General features: G+C 36.3%; 30 protein-coding genes and 2 other annotated features. Of the genes, 17 read left to right on the plus strand and 13 right to left on the minus strand.

Going from position 1 to position 26251, the window contains the following annotated elements:
• From PQF83_RS00860 to PQF83_RS00875, 4 genes are all read right to left on the minus strand, one after another.
• Window positions 1-936, minus strand: a complete 936-nt coding sequence (locus tag PQF83_RS00860) for a glycosyltransferase family 2 protein (RefSeq protein WP_000427738.1) — start codon at window positions 934-936, stop codon at window positions 1-3.
• Between the two features lie 6 nt (window positions 937-942).
• Complete coding sequence (locus PQF83_RS00865; protein WP_001004741.1) at window positions 943-1701, minus strand: class I SAM-dependent methyltransferase; 759 nt, start codon at window positions 1699-1701, stop codon at window positions 943-945.
• 136 nt (window positions 1702-1837) lie between these two features.
• Window positions 1838-2683: a TylF/MycF family methyltransferase gene (locus PQF83_RS00870; RefSeq protein WP_000428849.1), complete on the minus strand. Its 846-nt coding sequence runs from the start codon at window positions 2681-2683 to the stop codon at window positions 1838-1840.
• A 122-nt stretch (window positions 2684-2805) separates the two neighbouring features.
• On the minus strand, window positions 2806-3657 hold the full coding sequence (locus PQF83_RS00875; RefSeq protein ID WP_000069699.1) for a BclA C-terminal domain-containing protein: 852 nt from the start codon (window positions 3655-3657) through the stop codon (window positions 2806-2808).
• A gap of 165 nt (window positions 3658-3822) precedes the next feature.
• Here PQF83_RS00875 and PQF83_RS00880 point away from each other — a divergent pair, with 165 nt between their 5' ends.
• The 10 genes from PQF83_RS00880 (at window position 3823) to PQF83_RS00925 (ending at window position 11850) form a co-directional block, all read left to right on the plus strand.
• A complete protein-coding gene (locus tag PQF83_RS00880; protein WP_000932900.1) occupies window positions 3823-4923 on the plus strand; it encodes a glycosyltransferase in 1101 nt (366 codons plus the stop codon).
• Between the two features lie 152 nt (window positions 4924-5075).
• Window positions 5076-5765: a class I SAM-dependent methyltransferase gene (locus PQF83_RS00885; RefSeq protein WP_001087872.1), complete on the plus strand. Its 690-nt coding sequence runs from the start codon at window positions 5076-5078 to the stop codon at window positions 5763-5765.
• Window positions 5762-6448, plus strand: a complete 687-nt coding sequence (locus tag PQF83_RS00890) for a glycosyltransferase family protein (protein WP_001272381.1) — start codon at window positions 5762-5764, stop codon at window positions 6446-6448. The genes PQF83_RS00885 and PQF83_RS00890 overlap by 4 nt, the downstream gene beginning before the upstream one ends.
• Window positions 6449-6460: 12 nt before the next feature.
• Complete coding sequence (locus PQF83_RS00895) at window positions 6461-7141, plus strand: glycosyltransferase family protein (RefSeq protein ID WP_000654997.1); 681 nt, start codon at window positions 6461-6463, stop codon at window positions 7139-7141.
• A 14-nt stretch (window positions 7142-7155) separates the two neighbouring features.
• Complete coding sequence (locus PQF83_RS00900) at window positions 7156-7893, plus strand: sugar phosphate nucleotidyltransferase (protein WP_000676174.1); 738 nt, start codon at window positions 7156-7158, stop codon at window positions 7891-7893.
• Window positions 7894-7901: 8 nt separating this feature from the next.
• Complete coding sequence (gene rfbC / locus PQF83_RS00905; protein WP_000451992.1) at window positions 7902-8447, plus strand: dTDP-4-dehydrorhamnose 3,5-epimerase; 546 nt, start codon at window positions 7902-7904, stop codon at window positions 8445-8447.
• Window positions 8448-8462: 15 nt separating this feature from the next.
• Complete coding sequence (gene rfbB, locus PQF83_RS00910; protein WP_001024147.1) at window positions 8463-9431, plus strand: dTDP-glucose 4,6-dehydratase; 969 nt, start codon at window positions 8463-8465, stop codon at window positions 9429-9431.
• 11 nt (window positions 9432-9442) lie between these two features.
• Window positions 9443-10297, plus strand: a complete 855-nt coding sequence (gene rfbD, locus PQF83_RS00915; protein WP_001209176.1) for a dTDP-4-dehydrorhamnose reductase — start codon at window positions 9443-9445, stop codon at window positions 10295-10297.
• Between the two features lie 108 nt (window positions 10298-10405).
• The gene (fabI, locus tag PQF83_RS00920) at window positions 10406-11176 is read left to right on the plus strand and encodes an enoyl-ACP reductase FabI (protein WP_000421886.1); all 771 of its coding nucleotides are present in this window, start codon (window positions 10406-10408) and stop codon (window positions 11174-11176) included.
• Window positions 11177-11316: 140 nt separating this feature from the next.
• Entirely contained in the window at window positions 11317-11850 is a 534-nt protein-coding gene (locus PQF83_RS00925) for a spore coat CotO family protein (protein ID WP_074532198.1), read from the plus strand.
• Between the two features lie 60 nt (window positions 11851-11910).
• On the opposite strand, the gene exsY is transcribed toward PQF83_RS00925, so the two are convergent.
• A complete protein-coding gene (gene exsY, locus PQF83_RS00930; protein WP_001277736.1) occupies window positions 11911-12369 on the minus strand; it encodes an exosporium assembly protein ExsY in 459 nt (152 codons plus the stop codon).
• A 125-nt stretch (window positions 12370-12494) separates the two neighbouring features.
• Here exsY and PQF83_RS00935 point away from each other — a divergent pair, with 125 nt between their 5' ends.
• Complete coding sequence (locus PQF83_RS00935) at window positions 12495-12854, plus strand: DUF1360 domain-containing protein (RefSeq protein WP_000899670.1); 360 nt, start codon at window positions 12495-12497, stop codon at window positions 12852-12854.
• Window positions 12855-12955: 101 nt separating this feature from the next.
• A complete protein-coding gene (locus PQF83_RS00940; RefSeq protein ID WP_011181560.1) occupies window positions 12956-13141 on the plus strand; it encodes a hypothetical protein in 186 nt (61 codons plus the stop codon).
• 78 nt (window positions 13142-13219) lie between these two features.
• Here the strand turns inward: PQF83_RS00940 and exsF are convergent, their stop codons facing one another.
• The 6 genes from exsF to PQF83_RS00970 form a co-directional block, all read right to left on the minus strand.
• Entirely contained in the window at window positions 13220-13723 is a 504-nt protein-coding gene (gene exsF / locus PQF83_RS00945) for an exosporium protein ExsF (protein ID WP_000492931.1), read from the minus strand.
• A 167-nt stretch (window positions 13724-13890) separates the two neighbouring features.
• Complete coding sequence (gene cotY / locus PQF83_RS00950) at window positions 13891-14358, minus strand: spore coat protein CotY (RefSeq protein ID WP_001277716.1); 468 nt, start codon at window positions 14356-14358, stop codon at window positions 13891-13893.
• A 142-nt stretch (window positions 14359-14500) separates the two neighbouring features.
• Window positions 14501-16567: an ATP-dependent helicase gene (locus tag PQF83_RS00955; RefSeq protein ID WP_000191175.1), complete on the minus strand. Its 2067-nt coding sequence runs from the start codon at window positions 16565-16567 to the stop codon at window positions 14501-14503.
• Window positions 16568-16666: 99 nt separating this feature from the next.
• Window positions 16667-17089 carry a GNAT family N-acetyltransferase gene (locus PQF83_RS00960; protein ID WP_000543279.1) on the minus strand — a complete coding sequence of 141 codons (423 nt, stop codon included), beginning with the start codon at window positions 17087-17089 and terminating at the stop codon, window positions 16667-16669.
• Window position 17090: 1 nt separating this feature from the next.
• On the minus strand, window positions 17091-17609 hold the full coding sequence (locus PQF83_RS00965; RefSeq protein WP_000765876.1) for a YjcG family protein: 519 nt from the start codon (window positions 17607-17609) through the stop codon (window positions 17091-17093).
• A gap of 92 nt (window positions 17610-17701) precedes the next feature.
• Window positions 17702-18433 (minus strand): alpha/beta hydrolase, encoded by a 732-nt coding sequence (locus PQF83_RS00970; protein ID WP_001076848.1) that lies wholly within the window; start codon window positions 18431-18433, stop codon window positions 17702-17704.
• A gap of 203 nt (window positions 18434-18636) precedes the next feature.
• Here PQF83_RS00970 and PQF83_RS00975 point away from each other — a divergent pair, with 203 nt between their 5' ends.
• Both PQF83_RS00975 and PQF83_RS00980 read left to right on the plus strand, forming a co-directional pair.
• Window positions 18637-19548 carry a DMT family transporter gene (locus PQF83_RS00975; protein WP_000808261.1) on the plus strand — a complete coding sequence of 304 codons (912 nt, stop codon included), beginning with the start codon at window positions 18637-18639 and terminating at the stop codon, window positions 19546-19548.
• A 76-nt stretch (window positions 19549-19624) separates the two neighbouring features.
• Window positions 19625-20020, plus strand: coding sequence for a PH domain-containing protein (locus tag PQF83_RS00980; RefSeq protein ID WP_000395648.1), 396 nt, complete (start codon window positions 19625-19627; stop codon window positions 20018-20020).
• A gap of 24 nt (window positions 20021-20044) precedes the next feature.
• Here the strand turns inward: PQF83_RS00980 and PQF83_RS00985 are convergent, their stop codons facing one another.
• Window positions 20045-20443, minus strand: a complete 399-nt coding sequence (locus tag PQF83_RS00985) for an Ig-like domain-containing protein (RefSeq protein ID WP_000878719.1) — start codon at window positions 20441-20443, stop codon at window positions 20045-20047.
• A 271-nt stretch (window positions 20444-20714) separates the two neighbouring features.
• Window positions 20715-22193 (minus strand): sodium/proline symporter PutP, encoded by a 1479-nt coding sequence (putP, locus tag PQF83_RS00990; protein WP_000107220.1) that lies wholly within the window; start codon window positions 22191-22193, stop codon window positions 20715-20717.
• Window positions 22194-22649: 456 nt separating this feature from the next.
• Window positions 22650-22887: a binding site (T-box leader), on the plus strand.
• Between the two features lie 42 nt (window positions 22888-22929).
• Window positions 22930-23174 (plus strand) — a binding site (T-box leader).
• A gap of 52 nt (window positions 23175-23226) precedes the next feature.
• Between putP and trpE the strand changes: the two genes are divergently transcribed.
• The 3 genes from trpE to trpD are packed head-to-tail and all read left to right on the plus strand — an operon-like array spanning window position 23227 to window position 26251.
• Window positions 23227-24645, plus strand: coding sequence for an anthranilate synthase component I (gene trpE, locus PQF83_RS00995; RefSeq protein WP_001996962.1), 1419 nt, complete (start codon window positions 23227-23229; stop codon window positions 24643-24645).
• Entirely contained in the window at window positions 24642-25229 is a 588-nt protein-coding gene (locus tag PQF83_RS01000) for an aminodeoxychorismate/anthranilate synthase component II (protein WP_000636349.1), read from the plus strand. The genes trpE and PQF83_RS01000 overlap by 4 nt, the downstream gene beginning before the upstream one ends.
• Window positions 25226-26251: an anthranilate phosphoribosyltransferase gene (trpD, locus tag PQF83_RS01005; RefSeq protein WP_001067335.1), complete on the plus strand. Its 1026-nt coding sequence runs from the start codon at window positions 25226-25228 to the stop codon at window positions 26249-26251. The genes PQF83_RS01000 and trpD overlap by 4 nt, the downstream gene beginning before the upstream one ends.

Genomic DNA, 26251 nt, shown 5'->3' on the forward strand with positions numbered 1-26251 from the left:
TTAGATTGCATGGAGTTCTTTTGTAACTATATTCAAACAATGAGAAAGGCGAGTATGTGTATCGGTCGTTGGAATGAGTTCTGGATATAGCTGATAAAATGTTGTAGCGTTTTTATACCATTCGCAAGCTTTTAACAGACTCGTTTTGTAATAGTCAGTCTCTTGTAGAAAACCATATTTTTTTGAATGTAAAACGAGATGTGAAAAATCTTCGCAACCTTCAAGGTATTTGTGATGTACTTGCTGTCCCGTATGAAGGCGGAAAGAACTTAAAGGTTCCGTAATATAGATTGCATCACCTTTGGAAAGTAAACTGATCCAAGAAGCCATATCCACACTACAATTATAATTTCTCCCATTTAAAGTACCGAAAGGTTCTGTTAATAGGCGTTTTCGAAAGAGTACAGTCGTAGGTTCACCAATAATATTTTGTCCTAGTGTAAGCATATGGTTTCCAAGATCTTTCCCATTTAATAGAGTATCTTCATCATATAATCTGTTCATGGAGGGGTGTTGTTCAATTATCTCTCCATCATCATTAATCCAAGTACGATAAGATGTAATAAGTGCGAGATTTTGATCTAAGTCTTTTTGGAAATAAAACATCATTTTTTCAATTTTATTATTATAAAATATATCATCGTCCATTAAGAAATTTATGTACTCTCCATTTGATTGTTCTAAAAGCATAAGGGCGTTATGAAATTGTCCTAAAGTAGAGGGGTTTCGAATGTACGTTATATGTTTATGCTTATGTAAATAATCTCTGTATATTAATTTTTCTGTTTCATTATTTGTGCTATCGTCTCCTACAATAATTTCAATATTTGAATACGTTTGTGCTAATGCACTTTCTAGAGCAATTTTAAAATAATGTGGCCGATTATAGGTAGGAATAAGGATGGAAACGAGAGGTACATTTTTTATGTTTTCCATATACAACTACCTTTCAGAAATTTTCTGTGTAAGAATAATATCTTGATAACTTGTGTGTTCAGTTCTGCCACACCATGAACCATAATGGGGAGGAGTCTGCATTTCTAGCCCATATTTATTTAATAGAGTACGAATATCTTCCTCAAGATAGGCAACTGCGAAATTCGGGATATCTTTATTTAGAACATAACAATTGTCAATTTGATGGTAAAAACCTAACGGACTTAGTCCTGCATTTAAGTAATAGGAAGATTCAGGATTAATTAAAAAGAAAGTAATAAAACATCTCCCATCTTTTTTCAGAACTCGTGCAATCTCGCGTACGTAATGTTCTAATTCTTTCGGAAGAAGATGGGTAAATACAGACGTTAAAAAAATAAAATCGAATGATTCATCTTCATATGGAAACTTGTATTGGGAAGCATCTTCTTTTCCATCGGGATTGTAGAATTGGTTATATATATCGACATGTTCAAAATGGAAATTGTTACGGCGTGTTGAAATGTTATTTTTGCACCATGTAATTCCCTTATTAAATAAGTCAAATCCATAATAATTACCATCATCGCTTAAATAGTTCATTAATGGAACCGCCATCCGGCCGATACCACAGCCTACATCTAACACTGTTTCATTTGATTTTAAATTGCCAATTTCAATAAAATACTGCATAAACTCTTTTCCAACTTCTTCAAAATGACCACCTACATATTGAACAAGTTCTGGAGGTGGGATTAATGTGATTTTTTTCTCATTTTCGTTCAAAAAATTCACACCTTTCTTATAGTAAAGTAGGAAATTTCTACTTTATATTGAGGGGAGCTTTGCTTTTATTCATTACAAGATTGGTTTTCATGAATTAGTAGTATAATAGTACCCCTCAACTAAATATTTTTTTGTTCTATTCTTTTCTCCAAAAAATACCGAAATCATCGATTTGAGTCATAGGAGTTTTTATGTTTCTTTCACTTCTGAAATCTGTTACAGCCTCTGCGCATGTTATCAATCCATAATCATCAATAATAATAAAGCCGCCTGTTGAAACTTTATCGTATAAATTTACAAGACTATCCATCGTTGATTCATACATATCACCATCAAGGCGAGCAATTGCAATTTTTTCTACCGGTGCTGAAGGCAATGTATCTTTAAACCAACCCTTTAAAAATTTCACCTGATCATTTAATAAATCATATTTTCTAAAGTTTTCTTGCACTGTTTCTAAAGAAACTCGTAAGTAATCGAATGTGTGCAAATAATCACCGTAATCTTTCGGATATTGTTCTAAGTTAGGTGCGGGCAGACCTTCAAACGAATCGGCAACCCATACAGTACGATCCTTAATGTTGTTTGCTTGTAAAAACCCATTCATAAAAATGCATGATCCTCCGCGCCATACACCAGTTTCAATAAAATCACCTTCTATATTTTCCCTGACTACAGTTTCCATCGCCTCTTGTAATTGATTCATACGTTTTCGCCCAACCATACTATGTGCAGCTCTTGGCCAATCCTTGCCACCTTGACGCTCATTGTTTGAAACGTTAGGATTAACGATTTTTAAATTGTGATTTTCTATATACTGCTTAAGAAATAAAGGAAGGGGAACCGTAACTGGTTCATATGATAGTTCTTTAGATATATGTAACGAAGCAGGTAAGTATGGTTCGTATTCCAACCATATTTCAAATAAAATTGTTTTCTTTAATAACTCAAGATAAAGCTGGACAGCCGATTTATTTTCCATATAAGTGCCTCCTGAAGAATGTCATACAACATTATGACTATGTAGAAAAGAAGGATTTAATGATTGAATTTACCAATGAAAAAGCAGTAAAACTGATATCAGTTTTACTGCTAAGTAAAAATTTAAGCGATTTTTTCAATAATAATGGATGCACTCGTACCAAGAGCTAATGATAATCCAAGCCCTGTAACAATTACTTCAACTAATGATGGAGTTGTCGTAATTTGCGTAATTGCTTGAATAACGATAGGTGCTCCAAGTGAGATTAAACTTGATCCAGTACCTGGTACAGGTACTCCATTCACTTGGATTGTAAGACCTCCTAATGCACTGACTGTTGCAGTATTAGCGATAACAGTAATTTTATAGAATCCAGTTTCACTAATTACGAAAGTATCAGCATCTAATTGAGAAATTGCTGTACCAAACTGAGATCCAACAGTATTAAATGGTAGTGGATCATTAATTCCTAGATCTAAAGAAATCCCACCGGAGTTAAATGCATATAATCCTGCTGGAAGTCCTAGCCCTGATGGTCCAGTCGGTCCAGTTGGCCCAGTCGGTCCGGTAGCCCCAGTCGGTCCAGTAGCACCAGTGTCACCAGTTGGCCCAGTCGGTCCAGTAGCACCAGTGTCACCAGTTGGCCCAGTTGATCCAGTCGTACCAGTTGTACCAGTTGGCCCAGTTGGTCCAGTCGTACCAGTTGTACCAGTTGGCCCAGTCGGTCCAGTAGCACCAGTTGGTCCAGTTGTACCAGTTGTACCAGTTGGCCCAGTCGGTCCAGTTGGCCCAGTTGGCCCAGTTGGTACAGTTGGCCCAGTCGGCCCAGTTGGTCCAGTCGGTCCAGTTGGCCCAGTCGGAAGGGTAAACGGTGGTATTGGTGGTAATGTTGGTCCTACAAGATTAGGGTCAAATGCACTAGCTGATAAAGATTCATCGGGATTCAATCCATCTGAATAATTATTATTTGACATAAATTCACCTCCATAAAGCGTTCATTATATAGTAGATGCAAAACCGAAAGAAAATGACACGGACATTTGAATTATTGAAAAGAAATCTTAAACTGCTTGTGCAAGTTAAAAAAGTGGAAAGTTTATTGTATGTATAACATATGATTGATTTGGAAGAGGGTGATTATGTTGAACAAGCAAGGAATTACAATTAGTTTATGTATGATTGTTCGAGATGAGGAAGATACAATAGGTCGATGTTTAGATGCAGTCGAAAAAATTGTTGATGAAATTATTATAGTTGATACAGGTTCCATTGATCGAACGAAAGAAATTGTAGCTCAATATACCTCTAACATATATGACTTTCCATGGATTAATGATTTTGCAGCAGCAAGAAATTTTTCTTTTTCAAAAGCAACGCAAGAGTATATATTGTGGCTAGATGCAGATGACGTATTATTAGAAGATGCTCAAGAAGCATTGAAACTTTTAAAAAGAGAATTAGATCCTAAAATTGATGCTGTTTCGATGCCGTATCATCTTGCATTGGATTCTAGCGGGAAACCTTTATATTGTACAAAAAGAAATCGACTTGTAAAGCGTGAAAAACAATTTCAATGGTTTGGAAAGGTTCATGAGTATTTAGCTATTTCTGGTGAAACTTTTAGTAGTAATGTTGCTATTACACATAAAAAAGAAAAAAAGGTAACAAATCGTAATTTGAAAATTTTTCAAAATGCTGTAGCTGCAGGAGAAGAATTGAGTCCGAGAGATTTATTTTATTACGCTAATGAATCTATGGATAACCAAAAATATGATGATGCAGTTATGCTATATGAAACATTTCTTAATCAAGATGAAGGATGGTATGAAGAGAAAATTTATGCATGTGGTAAGTTAGGAGATTGCTATGCAAAGCTTGGATCATGGGAAAAGGCAATTGAATCTTGCGTGAAGTCGTTTCGATATGATGTTCCTAGAGGGGAGAATTGTACAAGAATAGGATATATATATATGGAACAACAAAAATATAACGAAGCGATATTTTGGTTTAAACTTGCAACGGAAGTACCAATGGCGACGGAGAGTCCATTTCATAGTCCAGCGAGCTACACATGGCTTCCCTATTTACAAATGTGTATTTGTTATAGCAAGTTAGGAGATCAAGACAAAGCTTATTATTACAACGAATTAGCGGCTGCTTATGTTCCAAATAATGCTGCAATCGAATATAACCGCAAATATTTTCGGAGTGTTTTTGATAAACAATATAAATCGTTATAGGCAGCTTTTTTTAGAAATGGCTCATCGTGATTCTAACTCTAATAGATTGGCTATATAAGTAAAGTATCGGCAATGTAACTAGTACAGGTTACATTTATAGACTTTAAATGAGATTTATATTTCAAATTCAATTTGCATAAGGAGTGTGTAAAATGAATTCCCCAAAAAATTCTTTATACGAAGAAAAGTCTGGGCATTATTATAATACAGTGAATCCGAATTTATTAAAGCATATAAAAAAGGAATGGAAAGAAGTTCTTGATATCGGTTGCTCGAGTGGTGCATTGGGAGCTGCCATAAAAGAAAATGGCACACGTGTATCTGGAATTGAGGCATTCCCAGAGGCGGCAGAACAAGCAAAAGAAAAACTAGATCATGTCGTTTTAGGCGATATAGAAACAATGGATATGCCGTACGAGGAGGAGCAATTTGATTGCGTTATATTTGGTGACGTATTAGAGCATTTATTTGATCCTTGGGCTGTAATAGAAAAAGTAAAGCCATATATAAAAGAAAATGGTGTGATTTTAGCAAGTATACCAAACGTTGCTCACATTTCAGTATTAGCACCGTTACTTGCTGGAAATTGGACGTATACAGAATATGGTTTATTAGATAAAACGCATATTCGTTTCTTTACATTTAATGAAATGCTCCGAATGTTTTTAAAAGCAGGATATTCGATTAGTAAAGTAGATCGTGTATATATTGATCATAAAGTGTATGAACCGTTAATTGAGGAGTTATATGGAATTTGTAAGAAATATCGTCTTGGAAGTGGCTTCATGGCTGAGACGGTCGTATTTCAGTATATTATTGAAGCAGAAAAATCACAGTTATGAGTGCTGGTGAAAAAACAATATTATTTGTTACGTGTATAAATGATCGGAAAATGTATGCACAGTGTGTACGGCATATATTGAGATTGGCAGTGCCTCCAGGATATATTGTACAATTTATGCCAATTCGGAATGCGAAAAGTATGACGAGCGGATATAATCAAGCGATTTCGCATCCAGCGAAATATAAAGTATATATACACCAAGATGTTTTCATTATGAATGTGGCATTTTTATACGGATTACTTCAATTATTTAACGAACATGAACATCTTGGAATGATTGGAATGATTGGAGCCCAGTATGTTCCTCCAAACGGGATATGGAATGAAGGCAAGGGAGTTGTTGGGAAAGTAATTGGTTATATGAACGATTTATTTTATATGGCAACGCAAGAACAACCGTACCATGAGTCAAAAACATTTATGCCTGTGGAATGTATAGACGGTTTATTGATGGCAACGCAATACGATATTCCGTGGCGAGAAGACTTGTTTGATGGGTTTGACTATTATGATGTATCTCAGTCATTTGAATTTAGAAAAGCTGGCTATACAGTTGGGGTTCCTGTACAGCGTGATGCGTGGTGCATTCACTATCATATTGATGTAAATATGACCAACTATGACAAGTATAGAAAGATATTTGTGGAGAACTATATGTCAGATGTAAATCAAGACGAATAGAGGGGCTACAAAATGAAGGATCGTACAATATTAGTTGTTGTTTGTGTAAATAATGAAGAGCTATTTGAACAATGCGAGAGACAAATAAGAAACCTTTTTGTTCCCCCTGATTATGTCGTGCAAATTTTTCCGATACGAGATGCGAAAAGTATGGCAAGCGCATATAACCGAGCGCTTTCATATCCCGCGAAGTATAAGGTTTATATACATCAGGACACTTATCTTATTAATCGAGAGATGTTTTATACACTTATTTCTCTGTTTAAAGATAATGAAAAGCTCGGCTTAATTGGAGTAGCTGGAGCCCAATTTTTACCGAGTAACGGGATATGGTGGGAAGGGAAAAATTTAGTAGGGAAAGTGATTGAGTATAGAAGACGGAATTATCAACTATTAAATTTAGATCAGGGGTTTTATGGAAGCCAATCTTTTATGTCGGTGCAGGCAATTGATGGCTTATTCATGGCAACGCAGTATGATATTCCGTGGCGAGAAGATTTGTTTCAAGGGTTCCACTTTTATGATGTATCACAGTCTTTAGAGTTTCAAAGGGCTGGTTATTTAATTGGTATCCCAAATCAATCAAATTTATGGTGTATTCATTATAACGGAGATGAATTTGATGCGGATACATATGAGAAAGATCGAAAAGTGTTTGTAGAACAGTATAAAGATATATTATCTCCATCATAAGGGAGAGATGCAGAGTGAAAGGGATTATTTTAGCAGGCGGTACTGGATCGAGGTTATACCCAATAACGAAAGTAACGAATAAACATTTGCTTCCTGTTGGACGTTATCCAATGATTTATCATGCGGTATATAAGCTAAAACAATGCGAGATTACAGATATTATGATTATTACAGGTAAAGAGCATATGGGAGATGTTGTTAGTTTTTTAGGAAGCGGTCAAGAGTTTGGCGTGTCCTTTACGTATCGTGTGCAAGATAAGGCTGGTGGAATTGCGCAAGCATTAGGGCTTTGTGAAGATTTCGTTGGGAATGACCGCATGGTAGTTATATTAGGTGATAATATTTTTTCGGATGATATTCGTCCGTATGTTGAAGAGTTTGCAAATCAAAAAGAAGGTGCGAAAGTACTGCTGCAATCTGTAGATGATCCGGAGAGATTTGGCGTAGCAAATATTCAAAACGGCAAAATAATTGAAATTGAAGAAAAGCCGAAAGAGCCGAAAAGTTCCTATGCAGTCACAGGAATTTATTTGTATGATTCGAAAGTCTTTTCTTATATAAAAGAATTAAAACCTTCCGCAAGGGGAGAGCTTGAAATTACAGATATCAATAATTGGTATTTAAAACGTGAGGTACTTACTTATAATGAAATGAGCGGTTGGTGGACTGATGCAGGAACTCATGTTTCTCTTCAAAGGGCGAATATGTTAGCGCGGGATATAAACTTTGGTAAACAGTTTAACGGAGAATAGGTGAGAATATGGAAGTTATAGAAACAAACTTTACCGACGCAAAATTGTTAGAACCGAGGTTATTTGGAGATGAGCGTGGCTTTTTTACTGAAAGTTATAATAAGAAGGTGCTAGAAACATTAGGAGTTACGTATTCATTTGTACAGGATAATGTTTCGTATTCGACAGAAGCGGGAACGATTCGGGGGTTACACTTTCAAAAAAATCCGAAAGCACAAACGAAACTTATTCAAGTTATGCAAGGAGCAATTTATGACGTTATCGTTGATTTGCGAAAAGATTCACCAACTTTTAAACAATGGAGAGGATATATTTTAAGCGCGGATAATCATCGGCAATTATTAGTGCCAAAAGGATTTGCACATGGTTTTTGTACACTTGTCCCGCATACTATTGTTATGTATAAAGTAGATGAGTATTATAGTGCTAATCATGACTCAGGGGTACTTTGGAATGATAAAGACTTAGCAATTCCATGGCCGGTAACAAGCCCTATTTTGTCTGATAAAGATCGAATATTACCATCGCTTCAGGAATGTGAAGATAGTTTTTGAGTAGGAGAGTTGTGTATGAATATATTAGTAACAGGTGGGGCCGGATTTATTGGAAGTAATTTTGTGCATTATATGTTACAAAGCTATGAAACATATAAAATTATTAATTTCGATGCATTAACATATAGTGGAAACTTAAATAATGTAAAGTCTATTCAAGATCATCCGAATTACTATTTTGTAAAAGGTGAAATTCAAAATGGAGAGCTGCTGGAGCATGTTATTAAGGAACGTGATGTGCAAGTCATTGTCAATTTCGCAGCTGAATCACATGTAGACCGTAGTATTGAAAATCCGCTTCCTTTTTATGATACAAATGTAATTGGGACAGTCACCTTATTAGAATTAGTAAAAAAATATCCGCATATTAAACTCGTGCAAGTATCAACGGATGAGGTGTATGGCTCTTTAGGAAAAACAGGGCGATTTACCGAGGAAACCCCGTTAGCTCCAAATAGTCCATATTCTTCAAGCAAAGCGAGCGCCGATATGATAGCTTTATCTTATTATAAAACATATCAATTACCAGTTATAGTAACGCGTTGTTCCAATAACTACGGGCCGTATCAATATCCTGAAAAATTAATTCCGTTAATGGTTACGAATGCGCTCGAAGGAAAAAAATTACCGTTATATGGCGATGGATTAAATGTAAGAGATTGGTTACATGTAACGGATCATTGTCGTGCGATTGACGTTGTTTTGCATAAGGGACGTATAGGAGAAGTATATAATATAGGTGGAAATAATGAAAAAACAAATATAGATGTTGTGGAACAAATTATTACTCTCTTAGGAAAAACGGAAAAGGATATTGAATATGTGACAGATCGTTTAGGACACGACCGCCGTTATGCGATTGATGCAGAGAAAATGAAGAATGAATTTGATTGGGAACCGAAGTATACGTTTGAGCAAGGGTTACAAGAAACAGTGCAATGGTATGAGAAGAATGAGGAATGGTGGAAACCATTAAAAAAGTAAGGGGCATATAAATGAGAGAACGGATTATCATAACAGGAGCAAATGGTCAATTGGGAAAGCAACTACAAGAAGAGTTAAATCCTGAAGAATATGACATATATCCATTTGATAAAAAGTTACTAGATATAACAAATATATCCAAAGTGCAGCAAGTGGTACAAAAAATAAGGCCACATATCATTATTCATTGTGCAGCGTATACGAAGGTTGATCAAGCTGAGAAAGAACGAGATCTTGCTTATAGAATAAATGCAATAGGGGCTCGAAATGTAGCAGTTGCCTCACAATTAGTGGAGGCAAAGTTAGTTTATATTAGTACGGATTATGTATTTCAAGGTGATAGACCGGAAGGGTACGATGAATTTCATAATCCGGCGCCGATAAATATATACGGGGCTTCTAAATATGCGGGAGAGCAGTTTGTCAAAGAGTTACATAATAAATACTTTATCGTTCGTACATCATGGTTGTATGGTAAGTATGGAAATAATTTTGTGAAAACGATGATGCGATTAGGGAAAGAAAGAGAAGAAGTATCTGTTGTAGCGGATCAAATCGGTTCTCCTACGTATGTGGCGGATTTAAATGTAATGATTAATAAGCTCATCCATACTTCTTTATACGGTACGTATCATGTATCCAATAGAGGATCATGTTCTTGGTTTGAATTTGCAAAGAAAATATTTTCGTATGCGAATATGAAAGTGAATGTGTTACCTCTTTCAACCGAAGAATTTGGGGCTGCAGCAGCAAGGCCGAAATATTCTATTTTCCAACACAACATGCTGCGATTAAATGGTTTTTTACAAATGCCTTCTTGGGAAGAAGGATTAGAGCGTTTTTTTATAGAAACAAAAAGTCATTAACAATTTTCAGTTAATGACTTTTTTGTTTGCCTTTAAGAGGTTTTATGTTACTATAATTATAGTATCAGGTACTAATAACAAGTATAAGTATTTCTGGGAGGATATATCATGGAACTATTACAAGGGAAAACATTTGTTGTTATGGGCGTTGCGAACCAAAGAAGTATTGCATGGGGAATTGCTCGCTCTTTGCATAATGCAGGTGCAAAATTAATCTTCACATATGCAGGAGAACGTTTAGAGAGAAACGTTCGTGAATTAGCGGATACATTAGAAGGACAAGAGTCACTTGTATTACCTTGTGATGTAACAAATGATGAAGAACTTACAGCTTGCTTTGAAACAATCAAACAAGAAGTTGGTACAATTCACGGTGTAGCACATTGTATTGCTTTTGCAAATCGTGACGACTTAAAAGGTGAATTTGTAGATACTTCTCGCGATGGATTTTTACTTGCACAAAATATTAGTGCATTCTCTTTAACAGCTGTAGCAAGAGAAGCGAAGAAAGTAATGACAGAAGGCGGAAATATTTTAACGTTAACATATCTTGGCGGCGAGCGCGTTGTGAAAAACTATAACGTTATGGGTGTAGCAAAAGCTTCATTAGAAGCGAGCGTGAAATATTTAGCTAACGATTTAGGTCAACATGGCATTCGCGTTAACGCTATTTCTGCAGGTCCAATTCGTACGTTATCTGCAAAAGGTGTAGGCGACTTTAACTCAATCTTAAGAGAAATTGAGGAGCGCGCACCACTTCGTCGTACAACAACGCAAGAAGAAGTTGGGGATACAGCAGTATTCTTATTCAGTGATTTAGCACGCGGCGTAACAGGAGAAAACATTCACGTTGATTCAGGGTATCATATCTTAGGATAAATATAATATTAATTTTAAAGGACAATCTCTACATGTTGAGATTGTCCTTTTTATTTGTTCTTAGAAAGAACGATTTTTAACGAAAGTTCTTACCACGTTATGAATATAAGTATAATAGTACACGATTTATTCAGCTACGTATGGAAGTGGGAGGGACGAGTGTGAAGAATAAAAATAAAAGTTCAACAGTTGGAAAACCGTTGTTATATATTGCGCAAGTAAGTTTGGAACTTGCTGCACCGAAAATCAAAAGAATTATTTTAACAAACTTTGAAAATGAGGATCAAAAAGAGGAAAGTAATAGAAACGAAAATGTTGTAAGTAGTGCGGTGGAAGAGGTAATAGAAGAGCAACAAGAGCAAAAAGAGCAACAAGTAGAAGAGAAAATAGAAGAAGAAGAGGAACTGGAACAGAAACAGAAAGAACCAGTGAGAACTGTCCCGTATAATAAATCATTTAAGGATATGAATAATGAAGAGAAGATTCATTTTTTATTAAATCGTCCTCATTATATTCCGAAAGTAAGGTGCAGAATAAAAACAGCTACAGTCTCATATGTTGGATCAATCATCTCGTATCGTAATGGAATTGTAGCCATTATGCCGCCAAATAGTATGAGAGATATTAGGTTATCTATAGAGGAGATAAAATCGATTGATATGGCCGGCTTTTAAATATGTAAAGGTGGTAGAAATCTTCTACCACCCCAATAGTTTTTTAGTTTACTTCACTTATTAGATAGTAACGTCGCGTAAGCATTGAATCGCACAGAAACAGCTTAAATCAACAGTAATACAAGTAGATGTCGATACTAGTCTTGCATTTGGTACAGCTAAAAACGTACAAATTGGATCGTCAGTAGGTGGTACCGGAGTACCGTCACCTAATACTACACTTAATACACGTAGCACAGCACAGCTATCATCATCTACGCTTTCCACACGGAAAATTGGAGATCGGCAGCTAGTAAGGCTTGATGATGGTGCAAATGCTTCAAAAGGTACTCCAGCTTTTGTGTATAAAATAAAAGGACGTGTATTTGCTACTGATGCAGTATTGTGTGCACCTAAAAATGGAATTTCACAACCAGATCCACACGTTGTTGTAGAACAATCTTGTAATTCATTGATGAATTTTACAACGTCAACTACACAATGAGAAGAGCCATGGTGTTTATTTTCGTTACAACTCATTAATGTCACTCCTTATCTTCTTGTTTGTATTTACATTAATAAGATATTGGAGTTGAGGAGATTTGGTCACAATCTCAAGACCTTTTTTTTTAAATAGGCGAAAGAGGATAAGGGAAGGTGGAATTATGCTGTTTACAAGCTGGCTTTTATTTTTTATTTTCGCGTTAGCTGCTTTTAGGCTCACTCGTTTAATTGTTTATGATAAAATTACAGGCTTTTTGCGAAGACCATTTATTGATGAATTAGAAATTACAGAGCCGGATGGAAGTGTATCAACTTTTACAAAAGTAAAAGGTAAAGGATTAAGAAAGTGGGTTGGCGAATTATTAAGCTGTTATTGGTGTACAGGTGTATGGGTTAGTGCTTTTTTATTAGTCTTATATAATTGGATTCCGATCGTTGCAGAGCCGTTACTTGCATTATTAGCTATTGCAGGAGCAGCAGCAATCATTGAAACGATTACAGGATATTTTATGGGAGAATAATATATTTCCATAATACGAGAAAAAGCGGAGTTTAAAAGAATGAGGGAACGGAAATAAAGAGTTGTTCATATAGTAAATAGACAGAATTGACAGTAGAGGAGATGTTTGCTGTGAGCAATAATCCAAGGCAAAATTCATATGACCTGCAGCAATGGTATCACATGCAGCAACAACACCAAGCACAACAACAGGCATATCAAGAACAATTACAGCAACAAGGATTTGTGAAGAAAAAGGGATGTAATTGTGGAAAAAAAAAGAACACAATAAAACACTATGAAGAATGAAACACTCATGTTACTGTGAGTGTTTTTTATTATACATATAAAAAAGCGGTATTTCTGTATTAGAAATACCGCTTTTTACTAGCTAATTTGTGCAACTGTTAATGCTGCAGCACGGATGTCTACAGTTCCAATTAACTCGACTGGTACAATTTGAATTAAGTCACCAGGGTTTAAGTTAATAAGAATAACACCGCTGGATACGTCTACTTCACCAGTACCAATAACGTTAGAACGAACCGCTGTACCTGATCCAGGAATAATGTTAGCTGGTGTACCTAATGATAAGAAGAAACGACCAGCTTCTGGTGCAGTAGGTACGTTATCAAGACTAATTGTTAATGTATAACTGATTTGATAAATACCAGCTCGTAGAATTCGAATGCCATCTCCGACACTTACTGTATCATTTATTACAGGAACAGGAATATTTGGATTGGGGCTTACGCTAGGTAATAGTAGTGGTGTAAATAGTGAAGCGAACTGAGGTGCAGACGCGTTGAAAGCAAAACCGAAGGCAGGTAGTGTACTAGCTGGTTTTGCCTCGCAATCAATTTTCGTAAATTCGCAATCAGAAGAGAACATGTTTTTCACTCCTTTATCTGTTTCTACTTTCAGTTAATGAAAAGGACAGGTTCTATGTTCTAGACAAGTTCCCAATTTTAAGAAATTTACATAATAATACTCGTTAAGCATGGATTGGGTGGCAGATAATTCTGCCACCCAATCCATGCTTAACTCATTATTTAGTTTTAAATCGTAACATCACGTAAGCATTGAATAGCGCAGAAGCAACTTAAATCAACAGTAATACAAGTGTTAGTCGATATTAATCTTGCATTTGGTACAGCCAAAAACGTACAGATTGGATCGTCAGTAGGTGGTACAGGAGAGGTATCACCTAATACGACACTTAATACACGCAATACAGCACAATCATCATCATCTATACTCTCGACACGGAAAATTGGAGAGCGGCAGCTAGTAAGGCTTGCAGATGGCGCGAATGCTTCAAAAGGTACTCCAGCTTTTGTATATAAAATAAAAGGACGCGTATTTGCTACGGATGCGCTATTATGTGCTCCTAAAAATGGAACCTCGCAACCAGATCCGCATGTTGTCGTTGCACATTCTTGTAGTTCATGTATAAAACGAACGACATTAGATACACAGTTGAAATCAAAATCATGTTGATGATCTTCGTTACAATTGCAGCTCATTATGTTCACTCCTTCTCGTGAGTTCTGACATACACTATTACAATATGAGTGGGATATGGTTGATATTACGTTAATTCTTATGATAAAAAGAGGGAATTTATATAGGAGGGATGTACATATTGCAATATAAAAAAAGACATCCTTATTTCGTGGATGTCTTTTCAGGTAAATCTTTTCGCACAGTATACAAAAAGCGAGATATATCTAATTTTTTTCCTCTAAAAAATTGCGGAGAGGAAATGTACAATTCTTCTTTCGCACGTGTAATTGCGACATAAAGTAGTCGGCGTTCTTCTTCTAAAGCTTCAGAAGTCTCTGTAACACGATCATTTGCATCTTTTAAAGAAGAAGTATGAGGCAGAATACCATCGCTCGCCCCGAGTAAAAAGACACATGGAAATTCAAGTCCTTTTGCGTTATGAATAGACATAAGCGAAACAGCATCTTTTTGCGGCATTGTTTTTAATGCTTCCATTTCTTTTTGCCCTTGAATGGCTTCATCAATAAACTGTAAATAAGCTGGAATGTCGGTGAAACGAGTTGCAGACTCCATTAATTCTTCTAACATTTCTTCTTGTATATCTTTATGCATCGTAAAGGAAGAACGATCGTTACTTTGTAAGTACTCTAAATACTTTCCTTTACCACGAATAATTTCTTTTAATGCTTTTTTCGGTTCTAATTCTTTTATAAATTTAATAAAATCGATACGCTCATTTACCTTTTTCACTTGAAAAGGTTTTAAGTTCGGATTTAATAATAAGAAATGAAGAAGAGAAGGGAAACGGCCTTCACCATATTTCCATTGTTCACGTTCAATAAATGAAATACAATCATCACGCCCGATATACATCGTTGGTAATATGTTTGAAAGTGATTCTAATCGAAATGGTTCAATTACGAGTCGTAAATGATCCAATACAGGCTTAATTAAAGAATGTTCATAAAATGACTGACTCGCACCGTGCTTAATAAACGGGATTTTATGAATGGTAAGCTGATCAAGTAACGAACGGCTTACAGAATGTGTGCGATACAGCAAACAAAAATCTTTATAATTTCGTTCACCACTATCTACTTTTTCTTGAATGAGCTGCAAAATTTGATTTGCTTCATCAAGAGTCGTAGCCGGTCTTGCGTAAAAAGGTTGTACACCTTCTTCACGAACAGAATATAGCTCTTTATCAAACCGTTCTTGATTTAGTTTGATAACTTCATTTCCAAGTCCGACAATAAAAGGATTGGATCGATAATTCGTATTAAGGGCGATAATCGTAGTGTTATCAAATTCTTTTGGAAAAGATAAAATAATTTGGTGACTTGCTCCTCGCCAACCGTATATCGCTTGATCGTCATCACCTGCGATAAATAAATTATTTCTTGGCGAAGCTAACAATTTTACAATTTCATATTGAGCATACGATGTATCTTGGAACTCATCTACTTCAATATAGTGGAAACGTTGTTGTAATTGGGTAAGCAAAGGAGCGTTATTTTCTAACATATAATATGTTTCTAATAAGATGTCATCGAAATCAATATAATTATATCGTTGTTTCACTTCTTCAAAACGCTCGTATACTTCTTTAAATTCTTGTTCAACGGGTGTTTTTGCTTTTACATCTTTCGGACGATTTAATTTGTTTTTCTCAAGTGAAATCATCGCGAGCATCGTTTCAGCATCATAATCGTCTTTTAAACGCAATTCTTTTAAAATTTTCTTTATCATAATTTGTTTATGTTTTTCGTTTGCTAAAATTTGCTGATTATATCCTTGACTACGAAGCAATTTTAAAAAGACAGAGTGGAATGTACCGGCAACAACGTAGCTACTTGCCGCATGATTCATACCCGGTAAATTCGCTACACGATTTCGGATTTCTTCAGCCGCTTTTTGTGTAAATGTAAGTAATAAAATATTTCGCGGATGAACTTGTTTTACATTTACTAAATAACCGACGCGAGTTGTTAAAACAGATGTTTTCCCGCTTCCAGCACCAGCCAGTGTAAGAACAGGGCCTTCTGTCGTTCGTACAGCCTCTAATTGTTTTTCGTTTAAAAATACATTTTGCTGTTCGAGAGCGCGGAAATACGCCGCATCTGCATCTTCTTCCATAATTAAATGGGTAGATGTTTTCGGAATATGATATGTTGCACGTGGAATATCAGCGTGCGTTAATGATTTTTGTGAAAATTTTTCTTGTGTCATATATTCACCTTCAAAACTATAGCATCAACATTTAACTTTAGCGGAAGAAAAAGAAAATAGCAATGTAAAAAACAGGAGGGGATACCTCCTGTTTTCAAATTACAATTCTTTTATCATAACGATGTGAGGAATATTTGCTTCCATAAATACATCAGAATTCGTTACATATCCAAGTTTCTTATAGAAATCTTCTGCATGTGTTTGAGCATGCAGCTTCAATTTTGGTAGCGAGTTTTCCTTCGCATATGCTTCAAGTGCATTCATAACAATTTTTCCGATGCCTTTTTTTCGATGGGAAGCTAGTACGCAAATGCGTTCCATTTTTCCTATTCCATCAATGGTGCGAAAACGCCCAGCACCAACGGGAACATCATTATCATATATAACGACGTGTATGGAAGTTTCTTCAAACTCATCATACTCTTCTTCGGCAGAAACTTGCTGTTCCTTCACAAATACTTGCTTACGTACAGAGAATGCATCTCTTAGTTGTTCGTCCGTTTGTACGATCTGTGCATGCAAATTAGTTGTTCCCCTTTCCAAGGCGGAATGTTTCGTGTACAGTCCATGTTCCGTTTTCTAATTGATATAGAAGGTGGAAGCGGTCAATTGGTTGTTCGTAATAGAAATCTTTCATACGTAATCGACCTAGTACATCAGCATGCTCTGCATCTGATAAGCCTTGTCCAATTGTTAAATGAGGTACAAAAGCGTATTCGCGTTCTTGTGTAAAGAATCCGCTATGCATTTCCTCATTTAAGAAAGTAAGTTCAGGTGTTTTTTCTACTTTAAAATAAATAACATTATTAACAGGTGCGAATGAACCAACTTTTCCAACATGAAGGGTGAAAGGGTTCGTTTTACTTGCGATTGTATGTAACTCGTTTACAATCGATTCTAATTGTTCATCTTGCGTCTCAAAGGGTGTTTTCAATGTAATATGTGGCGGAACTAATGCGTAGTGCGGATCATAACGTTTACGCAATCCGTTCGCTTTATCTTGAATCATTTTAGATGGAAAAATTACAATGCCTAATTTCATGTTCCAATTCCTCCCTTTGTAAGTCTAGTTAGATTTTGAGAAAATAACTCTCTTAATCTATTATATCAAATTATTCTGAATACTGCTCTCTATTATTTCATTGATAGCATATGAGAGAAAGCTTTCGGTAAATCAGTTTGCCAATATTTCCACGTATGATTACCTTCAAACTCCTCGTAATGCGTGATGAAATTTCTATCTGTCAGAAGCGTATTAAGCTCACGGTTCGGCCCTACGAAATCAGATACTTGTCCATCCGTGCGCTTTACAGCTGTTTCTTCTGTCCCAATAACGTGATAAAGCTCTAGCGCCTCCGGATTTTTGAAGTCTTTTGCTAAGTTCATTACTGTTTCATCCACAAATGGTGATTGCATAACGACTTTACCGAATGTATGCGGATACATAAGTGCAGTCATAAAGGAAACTGTTCCGCCAAGAGAATCTCCAATTAGCACGCGACCTTTTCCCATTTGGTACGTTGGATAATTTTCATCGATATATGGCGCAAGTTCATGAGCAAGGAAACGAATATAAGCAGCGTTTTTTACTTCGTTTGGGAAATATTTTTCTTTACGATCGTGGACATTTTTATAGGGAATACCGACAATAATTGTACGGTCAATTTCTTCAGTTTCACGAAGGCGCTCAATTACACGGTGTGCTTTCCCAAGCTGAAAATAATCTCTGCCATCTTGTGCAATGACAACTGTATGTTTGTGCAGCGGTGTGTAATTTACCGGTAAGTAAACGAGAAGTGTAACATCTTCTTGAAGTGATGCACTATAAAATGAAATTTCTTCAATTCTCCCAATTGTTTGATTCATGTAGATCCCCCTAAATAAAAATTTACTGTAATAATTGTAAGAGCGACGCTTGTAGTGAAAAAGAAAGAAATATTCACTAATAGGTGCTTTCGTTTCTATTTTACCATAATGGTACGAAGAATCTAAAAAATTAGTATTTAAGTTAGGAAAGAAAACGGATATAATGAAGTGGGATTTTTGACAGGTGAGAGGGGAGACGGAATTTGAAACAAGAAAGATCAATCGCACTACCATTAGCCATTTCCATTATAGCCATTTCATTCGCAGCAGTTTTTGTAAAGATGTCCTCAGCACCATCTTCCATATTAAGTATGTATCGATTATGGATTATCGTACTTCTTATGCTGCCTATCGTTTGGAAAAAACGGGAAGAGTTTAGTAAGATTCAAATAAAAGATTGGGGATTTTTAATTGGATCTGGTTTCTTTTTAGCACTTCATTTTCTTTTATGGTTTGAATCTTTAAAGCATACAACAGTTGCGAGTTCGACGATTATTTTAGCGCTTCAACCAATCGTATCTTTAGTTGGAGGTTTTTTCTTATTTAAAGAAAGAACAACATACTCAGCCATTGCGACAATGGGAATTGCGATATTAGGTGTAGTGTGTATTGGTTGGGGAGATTTAGGACTAAGTAAACAAGCAATTTATGGAGATATATTATCCTTTTTAAGTGTAATAGCAGTTGTCGGTTATTTATTTATCGGGCAAACGACAGTAAAGAAAGTATCACACTGGATTTACAGCTTTACAGTCTTTGCATTCGCAGGTATTTTTATGGGAATTTATAATATAGTATTGCAAGTGCCTTTTACAGGTTATACAAAGTGGGATTGGACCGTCTTTCTTTTACTTGCGGTCGTGCCGACAGTGTCACACGTCATTAATAATTGGTTATTAAACTACGTAAATGCAACAACAATTTCGATGAGTATTTTAGGGGAACCAGTTGGAGCATCTATACTAGCGTTCTTCTTACTTGGGGAAAGATTAAATGCAATGCAAATGATCGGTAGCATACTCGTATTGTTTGGTGTATCTGTTTTCTTATTGCAGCAACAAAAAAGAACAGCAAAAAATGTCGTAAACGAGCCTGCTTATACACAGGAATTATAATGTTAAGAGAGAAAAGAGAAGTTGTGATACTTCTCTTTTTGTTTTATAGAAATACGGGCGTAGAAGGGGGAGGGAAATGGAGTTTCCATCAAAAAAAGATACATGGTTATATCCGATTTTTTTCGTTGTCATGGGAGCGTGTTTTGCTCCCATATTTGCAGGAAGAGAATATTTTCTTTTATTTTTCACAATCCCATTAGCCATAGTATTTATTTGGAGTTGGTTTTCAACAAAATATATTGTCGGAGAGGAAACAATTACTATTAGATCCGGTTTCGTGAAAAAGCGCATATTTATACGAGATATAAAAAAGATTTCAAATACGAAAAATCCAGTAGCAGCTTATGCCTTATCATTTGATCGACTTGAAATTGTTTATGGATCACATCAAACAGAAATTATTTCTCCTAAAGATAAAGAGCAATTCATCAATCTCGTTACAAGTAAAAATTCACACATTGAAATAAAGTAAAAGAGTGGCTTCATAGCCACTCTTTTACTTTGGGTTTGTCATATAAGGTTGTACATGAATGATACATAGGTCCCTGAACTTACCTTCAGCAGTTGTGACAATTACGACTGCTCTACCTGCACTTTTTCCAGTAATCGTTACTGTATCACCTTTTGGATACAGTGTGATAACATCAGCATTCATATTTGTCCAAATAAGTTCGTTATTGGTTGCTTGTACTGGCAAAACAGTGGCGGACAACTCAGTGCTTTGGCCAGTTCTTATTTTCAACTTATTTTTTTCCATATGAACACCGATGACTGAAATAACAGAAGGAGCGATTGAAATTTTAGGTGGATTAGGTTGTATGTTCAAACAAGACGCAGAAGTATTGGTGATAGGTGAAAATTTTCGTGTTTGTTGTTGCTGGAAAGCTGCTAACATGTTGGAGTCCCCTTTCTGTATAAGTGCTGATAGTACTACTATAAAGGAGTAGTGTTACGTTTAATTTAATGAAACATAAAGAAATTGTTAAATTCGAGCAGAAGATTGTCGAACATTGATAAATTGCAAATTTAATTAGTTCTTTACCAATCGGGCAGTTATTTCCCACCTAGCTCCTTCGTATTCGCCGAATTTTGAGGTGTGAGTCTTATTGCCAACAAATAGCGGGATAAAAAGAAAGCTCTGCTATCATAACAGCAGAGCTTTTCCTTTATAGATTATCACTATGTTGTTTTTCGAAATTCTCAAATTGCTCTTCAATTTCTTTTGAAGGCTGTGTTAGTAAACTAACAATTACGATTACTAGTAAACTAATAGTGAAACCAGGAATCATTTCATATAAGAATTCTTTTAAGAATTTGAATTGAGTCCAAATAATGACTGTAGCGGCACCAGAAATCATACCAGCAAGTGCGCCCCACTTCGTCATACGTTTCCAGTATAAGCTTAATAAAATAGCAGGTCCGAATGAAGAGCCAAATCCAGCCCAAGCGTATCCAACAAGAGCTAAAATCGTATCATTTTGTTTAAACGCTAATGCACATCCAACTAATGCAATAACAAGTACAGCCATACGGCCGACAAATACAAGCTCTTTATCAGAAGCAGAACGTTTAAAGAAAGTACGATATAAGTCTTCAGTTATGGCACTAGAAGTAACGAGTAACTGAGATGAGATTGTACTCATAATTGCTGCTAAAATAGCGGCTAATAAAAATCCAGTAATAAGCGGGTGGAATAAAATTTTTCCCAGTTCAAGGAAAATTGTCTCTGGATTGGATAGCTTTAATCCTTTGTCTGAGTAGTATGCAATACCGATAAGACCAGTAAACATAGCTCCAACAACAGAGAAAATCATCCAGCTCATACCAATTCGTCTTGCACTTTTAATTTCTTTTACAGAAGAAATTGCCATAAATCGTACGATAATATGTGGTTGTCCAACATAACCAAGGCCCCATGCGAATAATGAAATAATACCTAATACAGAAGTGCCTTTAAAAATGTCTAATAATGTTGGATCAATTGATTTAATTGTGCTAAATGCTGGACCAAGCCCATTTACATTCATAATTGTAACAGTAGGAACAAGAATAAGAGCAATTACCATAATGATTCCTTGCACGAAGTCTGTCCAACTTACTGCTAAGAAACCACCAAATAACGTGTAAGCAACAACAACGCCTGCAACAATGAATAATCCAACATGGTAGTTCATACCAAATGAATTTTCAAATAATACAGCGCCTGAAACTAATCCTGAAGCTACATAAAAAGTAAAGAAAATCATAATAACAAGTCCAGATACTAAGCGTAGCATATGGGATTTGTCTTGGAATCGGTGTTCCAAAAATTCTGGGATAGTAATAGAGTTGTTTGCAATTTCTGAGTAGGTACGTAAGCGAGGAGCGACATATAGCCAGTTTGCGTATGCGCCTAGTGTTAGGCCGATCGCAATCCAACTACTACTTAATCCAACGCTAAACATTGCACCGGGTAAGCCCATTAAAAGCCAACCACTCATATCGGATGCTCCAGCACTTAATGCTGTTACTGCGGGGCCTAGTGTACGCCCGCCAAGCATATAATCTGTTAAGTTGGACGTTCGTTTATAGGCGAAATAGCCAATTACTAACATCCCGAGCATGTAAATAGAGATAGAAGTTAAAGTTAACATCTGCGTACTCATGTAGTTCCCCTTCCTTTTGTCATGTCTTTTGATGCGTTATGCATATTTATCCCGCATTAACGGGCAGTAAAACTCCCACCTTAAAATCGGCTGGGCAAGGAAGTTAGGTGGGAGATCAACTGCCCGTAAATGCCCGATTGGTTCAACTAATAATCAGTGGGGGATGAACAAAATCCCCACTGATTAAAGTTTCACTTTATAATCTATCATGATTATTCTGAAAAATCCATACAGAAATATGAATTTTCAGAAATGTAAGCGTTTTTTGATGTCATTTTACTTTTTTGATATATAATATTCATACAAAAAACCTTATTTTTAATAGAGTATTTATTATATTTACATAAAAAGAGGTTGTTTTGTCAATATAATATTGAAAGGAGAGAAAAATAAAATTTTTTAAAAAGTATTGACTTGTGAAAAAAGTTAGGTCTATAATGAGTGCAACTTAAAAAAATGCAAGCGTTGATGAAGAAGAGTACACATGATGAACATGTCAGAGAGCTGATGGTTGGTGCGAATCAGTATGGAATTGATGTGGAATGGGCTTCGGAGCTTCCAAACCGAAACGAAAGAAGTAGGCTTTGGCGACATGATCTCATCGATACAAGAGACACGTATTGTTTTTGATACGGTAAAGTGCGTTACGTTCGTAACGAATTAAGGTGGCACCACGGGAGTACCCGTCCTTTCTATAGGATGAGTACTCCCTTTTTGTGTATAAAAAATTAAATAAATGAAATCGTTTAAGTAAGAAGAGTACGTATATTGGAGACGTTACAGAGAGCCGGGGATAGGTGGGAGCCCGGTGCGGTGTCATATACGGAATGGGCTTACGAGAGGTATGCTGAACAATTATTTTCAGTAGGCAACCCGGGTTCCGCCGTTACAAGGATAAGGTATAAATTTTGTACCTGAACAAAGCGGGATGCTTTTGCATCCAACACGAGGTGGTACCGCGGTATATTTATCGTCCTCTACATATTTTCGATATGTAGAGGACTTTTTTATTTTTCAGGGCGAGGTGAAGGACATGATGACGAAAGAAGAATTTATAAAACAAAAAAGAGAGAGAAAGACATTTTTAGTAATCACTGAAGAAGAAGGAGATAGCATTACGCCAATTTCTTTATATAGACGTATGAAAGGTAAAAAGAAATTTTTATTAGAAAGCTCACAGCTTCATCAAGATAAAGGGCGCTATTCTTACTTAGGTTGTAATCCATATGGTGAAGTGAAAAGTGCTGGTACAGAAGTGGAACGAACTATTTACGGCAGGTCAGAAAAGTTGCAAAGTAACGTACTTCAAGTGTTAGAAGAAGTGATTGCGTCAGCTCAAGTAGATAGTCCATTTCCATTTTGCGGTGGAGCAGTTGGTTATATTGGCTATGACGTCATTCGGCAATATGAAAACATTGGAGCAGATTTATATGATCCATTGAATATTCCAGAAGTACACCTTTTACTATATCGTGAGTTTATCGTTTACGATCATTTACGCCAAAAGTTGTCGTTTGTATATGTATGCAGGGAAGATGATTCAGCAGATTACGAAGAAGTATATGAAAGGTTGCAAATATACAAAGAAGAAGTGCTACAGGGAGAAGAAGCTGAAGTAACCGAAATAAGATCAACACTATCATTCGCTTCTTCTATAACGGAAAAAGAATTTTGCGCGATGGTAGAAACGGCGAAAGAACATATTGGGGCCGGGGATATATTTCAAGTTGTATTATCTCAGCGTTTGCAAAGCGAATGTATTGGAGATCCATTCGCGTTATATCGAAAACTTCGAATTGCCAATCCATCACCATATATGTTTTATATCGATTTTCAAGATTATGTTGTACTCGGTTCTTCGCCAGAAAGTTTGTTATCGGTAAGGGAGGATAAAGTAATGACGAATCCAATTGCCGGTACGAGACCGAGAGGGAAAACGAAGGAGGAAGATACGGAGATTGAAAAAGAACTGTTAGAAAATGAGAAAGAGCGAGCGGAGCATATGATGCTTGTAGATCTTGGGCGAAATGATATTGGTAGGGTGAGTGAAGTCGGCTCAGTTACGATAGATAAATATATGAAAGTAGAAAAATATTCTCATGTTATGCACATTGTATCTGAAGTTTACGGAACATTACGAAAACGAATGAGCGGATTTGATGCATTAGCGTATTGCTTACCAGCGGGGACGGTATCAGGTGCTCCGAAAATTAGGGCGATGGAAATTATAAATGAGCTAGAGAATGAAAAAAGAAATGTGTACGCCGGTGCAGTTGGATACGTTAGTTTTTCAGGGAATCTTGATATGGCGCTCGCCATTCGAACAATGGTTGTAAAGGATGAAAAAGCATACGTTCAGGCAGGAGCGGGTATCGTTTACGATTCAGATCCAGTAGCTGAATATGAAGAAACATTAAATAAAGCGAGAGCGCTATTGGAGGTAATGAAATGATTGTACTGATCGATAATTATGATTCATTCACATATAACTTGTATCAACTATTAGGCGAATACGAAGAAGAGATTGTTGTCGTAAGAAATGATCAAATAACGATAGAACAATTAGAAGAAATGAACCCAAAAGGAATTGTGCTTTCGCCAGGACCAGGAAAACCAGAGGATGCTGGCATTTGTATTGAAGTGATTCATCATTTTTATAAGAACGTTCCCATATTAGGTATTTGCCTTGGTCATCAAGCAATTATATCAGCGTTTGGAGGAGAGATTGTAAGAGCAGAGCGCATTAAACACGGAAAAACATCGCGTGTGAAACATAACGGAACGTCAATTTTTTCGTATGTGACGCAGCCGCTAACAGCGATGCGCTACCATTCTCTTGTTGCAGCACAAACGAGCTTGCCACAGTGTTTTGACATATTAGCGACAGCGATGGACGATGGAGAAATAATGGCAGTTCGTCACAATTATTATCCGCTCTTCGGATTACAGTTTCATCCGGAATCAATCGCGACAGAAGAAGGCGGAAAGTTAATACGTGCCTTTTTAGGCGAAGTGAAAGAGGAGGAAAGAGTATGAATAACTATCTTCGTAAATTGGTGGAGGGACAACATTTAACAGAAGAGGAAATGTATAAAGCGGGGATTCTTTTATTAAATGAAAACATATTGGAAAGTGAAATTGCAGCTTTCTTAGTCTTACTGAAAGCGAAAGGTGAAACGGCAGAAGAAATATACGGTCTCGTTCGAGCTCTTCGCGAAAAGGCATTACCGTTTTCGAATCATATACAAGGCGCGATGGACAATTGCGGGACAGGTGGTGACGGTGCCCAAACGTTTAATATTAGCACAACATCAGCATTTGTACTGGCAGGAGCTGACGTAAAGGTTGCAAAACATGGTAATCGTGCTGTTTCTAGTAAAACAGGAAGTGCAGATTTATTAGAAGAACTCGGTGTAAATATTAGTAGTACGCCAAACGAAATTGATTATTTATTAGAGCATGTCGGAATCGCATTTTTATTCGCACCAGCGATGCATCCAGCATTAAAGCGCATTATGAAAATAAGAAAAGAATTAAACGTTCCGACGATCTTTAACTTAATTGGACCGTTAACGAATCCGGTGAATTTAGAAACACAATTTGTCGGCATTTATAAACGAGATATGTTACTACCAGTTGCGCAAGTACTACAGAAACTAGGAAGAAAACAAGCACTTGTCGTAAACGGAAGTGGGTTTTTAGATGAAGCATCATTGCAAGGAGAAAATCATGTTGTCATTTTAAAAGATAATGAAATAGTAGAAACGAGTATTGAACCTGAGAAATATGGATTCTCAATAGTGAAAAACGAAGAGATTAGAGGAGGGAATTCGAAAGAAAATGCAAAGATTACGCTCGGAGTATTAAGCGGAGAGAAGAGTGTTTACCGTGATACTGTTTTATTCAATGCAGGGCTTGCTCTTTTCGCAAATGGAAAAGCAAAGACGATTGAAGAAGGAATAACACTCGCAGCACATAGCATTGACTCTGGAAAAGCATTAGCGAAACTAAACTTATTAATTGCAGCAAGTAACGAAAAATTAGAAAGGGTGAATTAA

It is taken from the genome of Bacillus sp. FF-1 (assembly GCF_028548245.1).
In the GTDB taxonomy this organism is placed as follows: domain Bacteria; phylum Bacillota; class Bacilli; order Bacillales; family Bacillaceae_G; genus Bacillus_A; species Bacillus_A paranthracis.

Coding starts and splice junctions, on each gene's coding strand:
- PQF83_RS00985 (WP_000878719.1), bottom strand. CDS start 20,443: ATGTTAGCAGCTTTCCAGCAACAACAAACACGAAAATTTTCACCTATC.
- PQF83_RS00860 (WP_000427738.1), bottom strand. CDS start 936: ATGGAAAACATAAAAAATGTACCTCTCGTTTCCATCCTTATTCCTACC.
- PQF83_RS00940 (WP_011181560.1), top strand. CDS start 12,956: ATGTTTGCTGTGAGCAATAATCCAAGGCAAAATTCATATGACCTGCAG.
- fabI (WP_000421886.1), top strand. CDS start 10,406: ATGGAACTATTACAAGGGAAAACATTTGTTGTTATGGGCGTTGCGAAC.
- PQF83_RS00880 (WP_000932900.1), top strand. CDS start 3,823: ATGTTGAACAAGCAAGGAATTACAATTAGTTTATGTATGATTGTTCGA.
- PQF83_RS00935 (WP_000899670.1), top strand. CDS start 12,495: ATGCTGTTTACAAGCTGGCTTTTATTTTTTATTTTCGCGTTAGCTGCT.
- putP (WP_000107220.1), bottom strand. CDS start 22,193: ATGAGTACGCAGATGTTAACTTTAACTTCTATCTCTATTTACATGCTC.
- PQF83_RS01000 (WP_000636349.1), top strand. CDS start 24,642: ATGATTGTACTGATCGATAATTATGATTCATTCACATATAACTTGTAT.
- PQF83_RS00925 (WP_074532198.1), top strand. CDS start 11,317: ATGGAAGTGGGAGGGACGAGTGTGAAGAATAAAAATAAAAGTTCAACA.
- PQF83_RS00965 (WP_000765876.1), bottom strand. CDS start 17,609: ATGAAATTAGGCATTGTAATTTTTCCATCTAAAATGATTCAAGATAAA.
- rfbC (WP_000451992.1), top strand. CDS start 7,902: ATGGAAGTTATAGAAACAAACTTTACCGACGCAAAATTGTTAGAACCG.
- PQF83_RS00895 (WP_000654997.1), top strand. CDS start 6,461: ATGAAGGATCGTACAATATTAGTTGTTGTTTGTGTAAATAATGAAGAG.
- PQF83_RS00875 (WP_000069699.1), bottom strand. CDS start 3,657: ATGTCAAATAATAATTATTCAGATGGATTGAATCCCGATGAATCTTTA.
- PQF83_RS00885 (WP_001087872.1), top strand. CDS start 5,076: ATGAATTCCCCAAAAAATTCTTTATACGAAGAAAAGTCTGGGCATTAT.
- PQF83_RS00980 (WP_000395648.1), top strand. CDS start 19,625: ATGGAGTTTCCATCAAAAAAAGATACATGGTTATATCCGATTTTTTTC.
- PQF83_RS00970 (WP_001076848.1), bottom strand. CDS start 18,433: ATGAATCAAACAATTGGGAGAATTGAAGAAATTTCATTTTATAGTGCA.
- rfbB (WP_001024147.1), top strand. CDS start 8,463: ATGAATATATTAGTAACAGGTGGGGCCGGATTTATTGGAAGTAATTTT.
- PQF83_RS00890 (WP_001272381.1), top strand. CDS start 5,762: ATGAGTGCTGGTGAAAAAACAATATTATTTGTTACGTGTATAAATGAT.
- cotY (WP_001277716.1), bottom strand. CDS start 14,358: ATGAGCTGCAATTGTAACGAAGATCATCAACATGATTTTGATTTCAAC.
- trpD (WP_001067335.1), top strand. CDS start 25,226: ATGAATAACTATCTTCGTAAATTGGTGGAGGGACAACATTTAACAGAA.
- exsY (WP_001277736.1), bottom strand. CDS start 12,369: ATGAGTTGTAACGAAAATAAACACCATGGCTCTTCTCATTGTGTAGTT.
- PQF83_RS00955 (WP_000191175.1), bottom strand. CDS start 16,567: ATGACACAAGAAAAATTTTCACAAAAATCATTAACGCACGCTGATATT.
- exsF (WP_000492931.1), bottom strand. CDS start 13,723: ATGTTCTCTTCTGATTGCGAATTTACGAAAATTGATTGCGAGGCAAAA.
- PQF83_RS00870 (WP_000428849.1), bottom strand. CDS start 2,683: ATGGAAAATAAATCGGCTGTCCAGCTTTATCTTGAGTTATTAAAGAAA.
- trpE (WP_001996962.1), top strand. CDS start 23,227: ATGATGACGAAAGAAGAATTTATAAAACAAAAAAGAGAGAGAAAGACA.
- rfbD (WP_001209176.1), top strand. CDS start 9,443: ATGAGAGAACGGATTATCATAACAGGAGCAAATGGTCAATTGGGAAAG.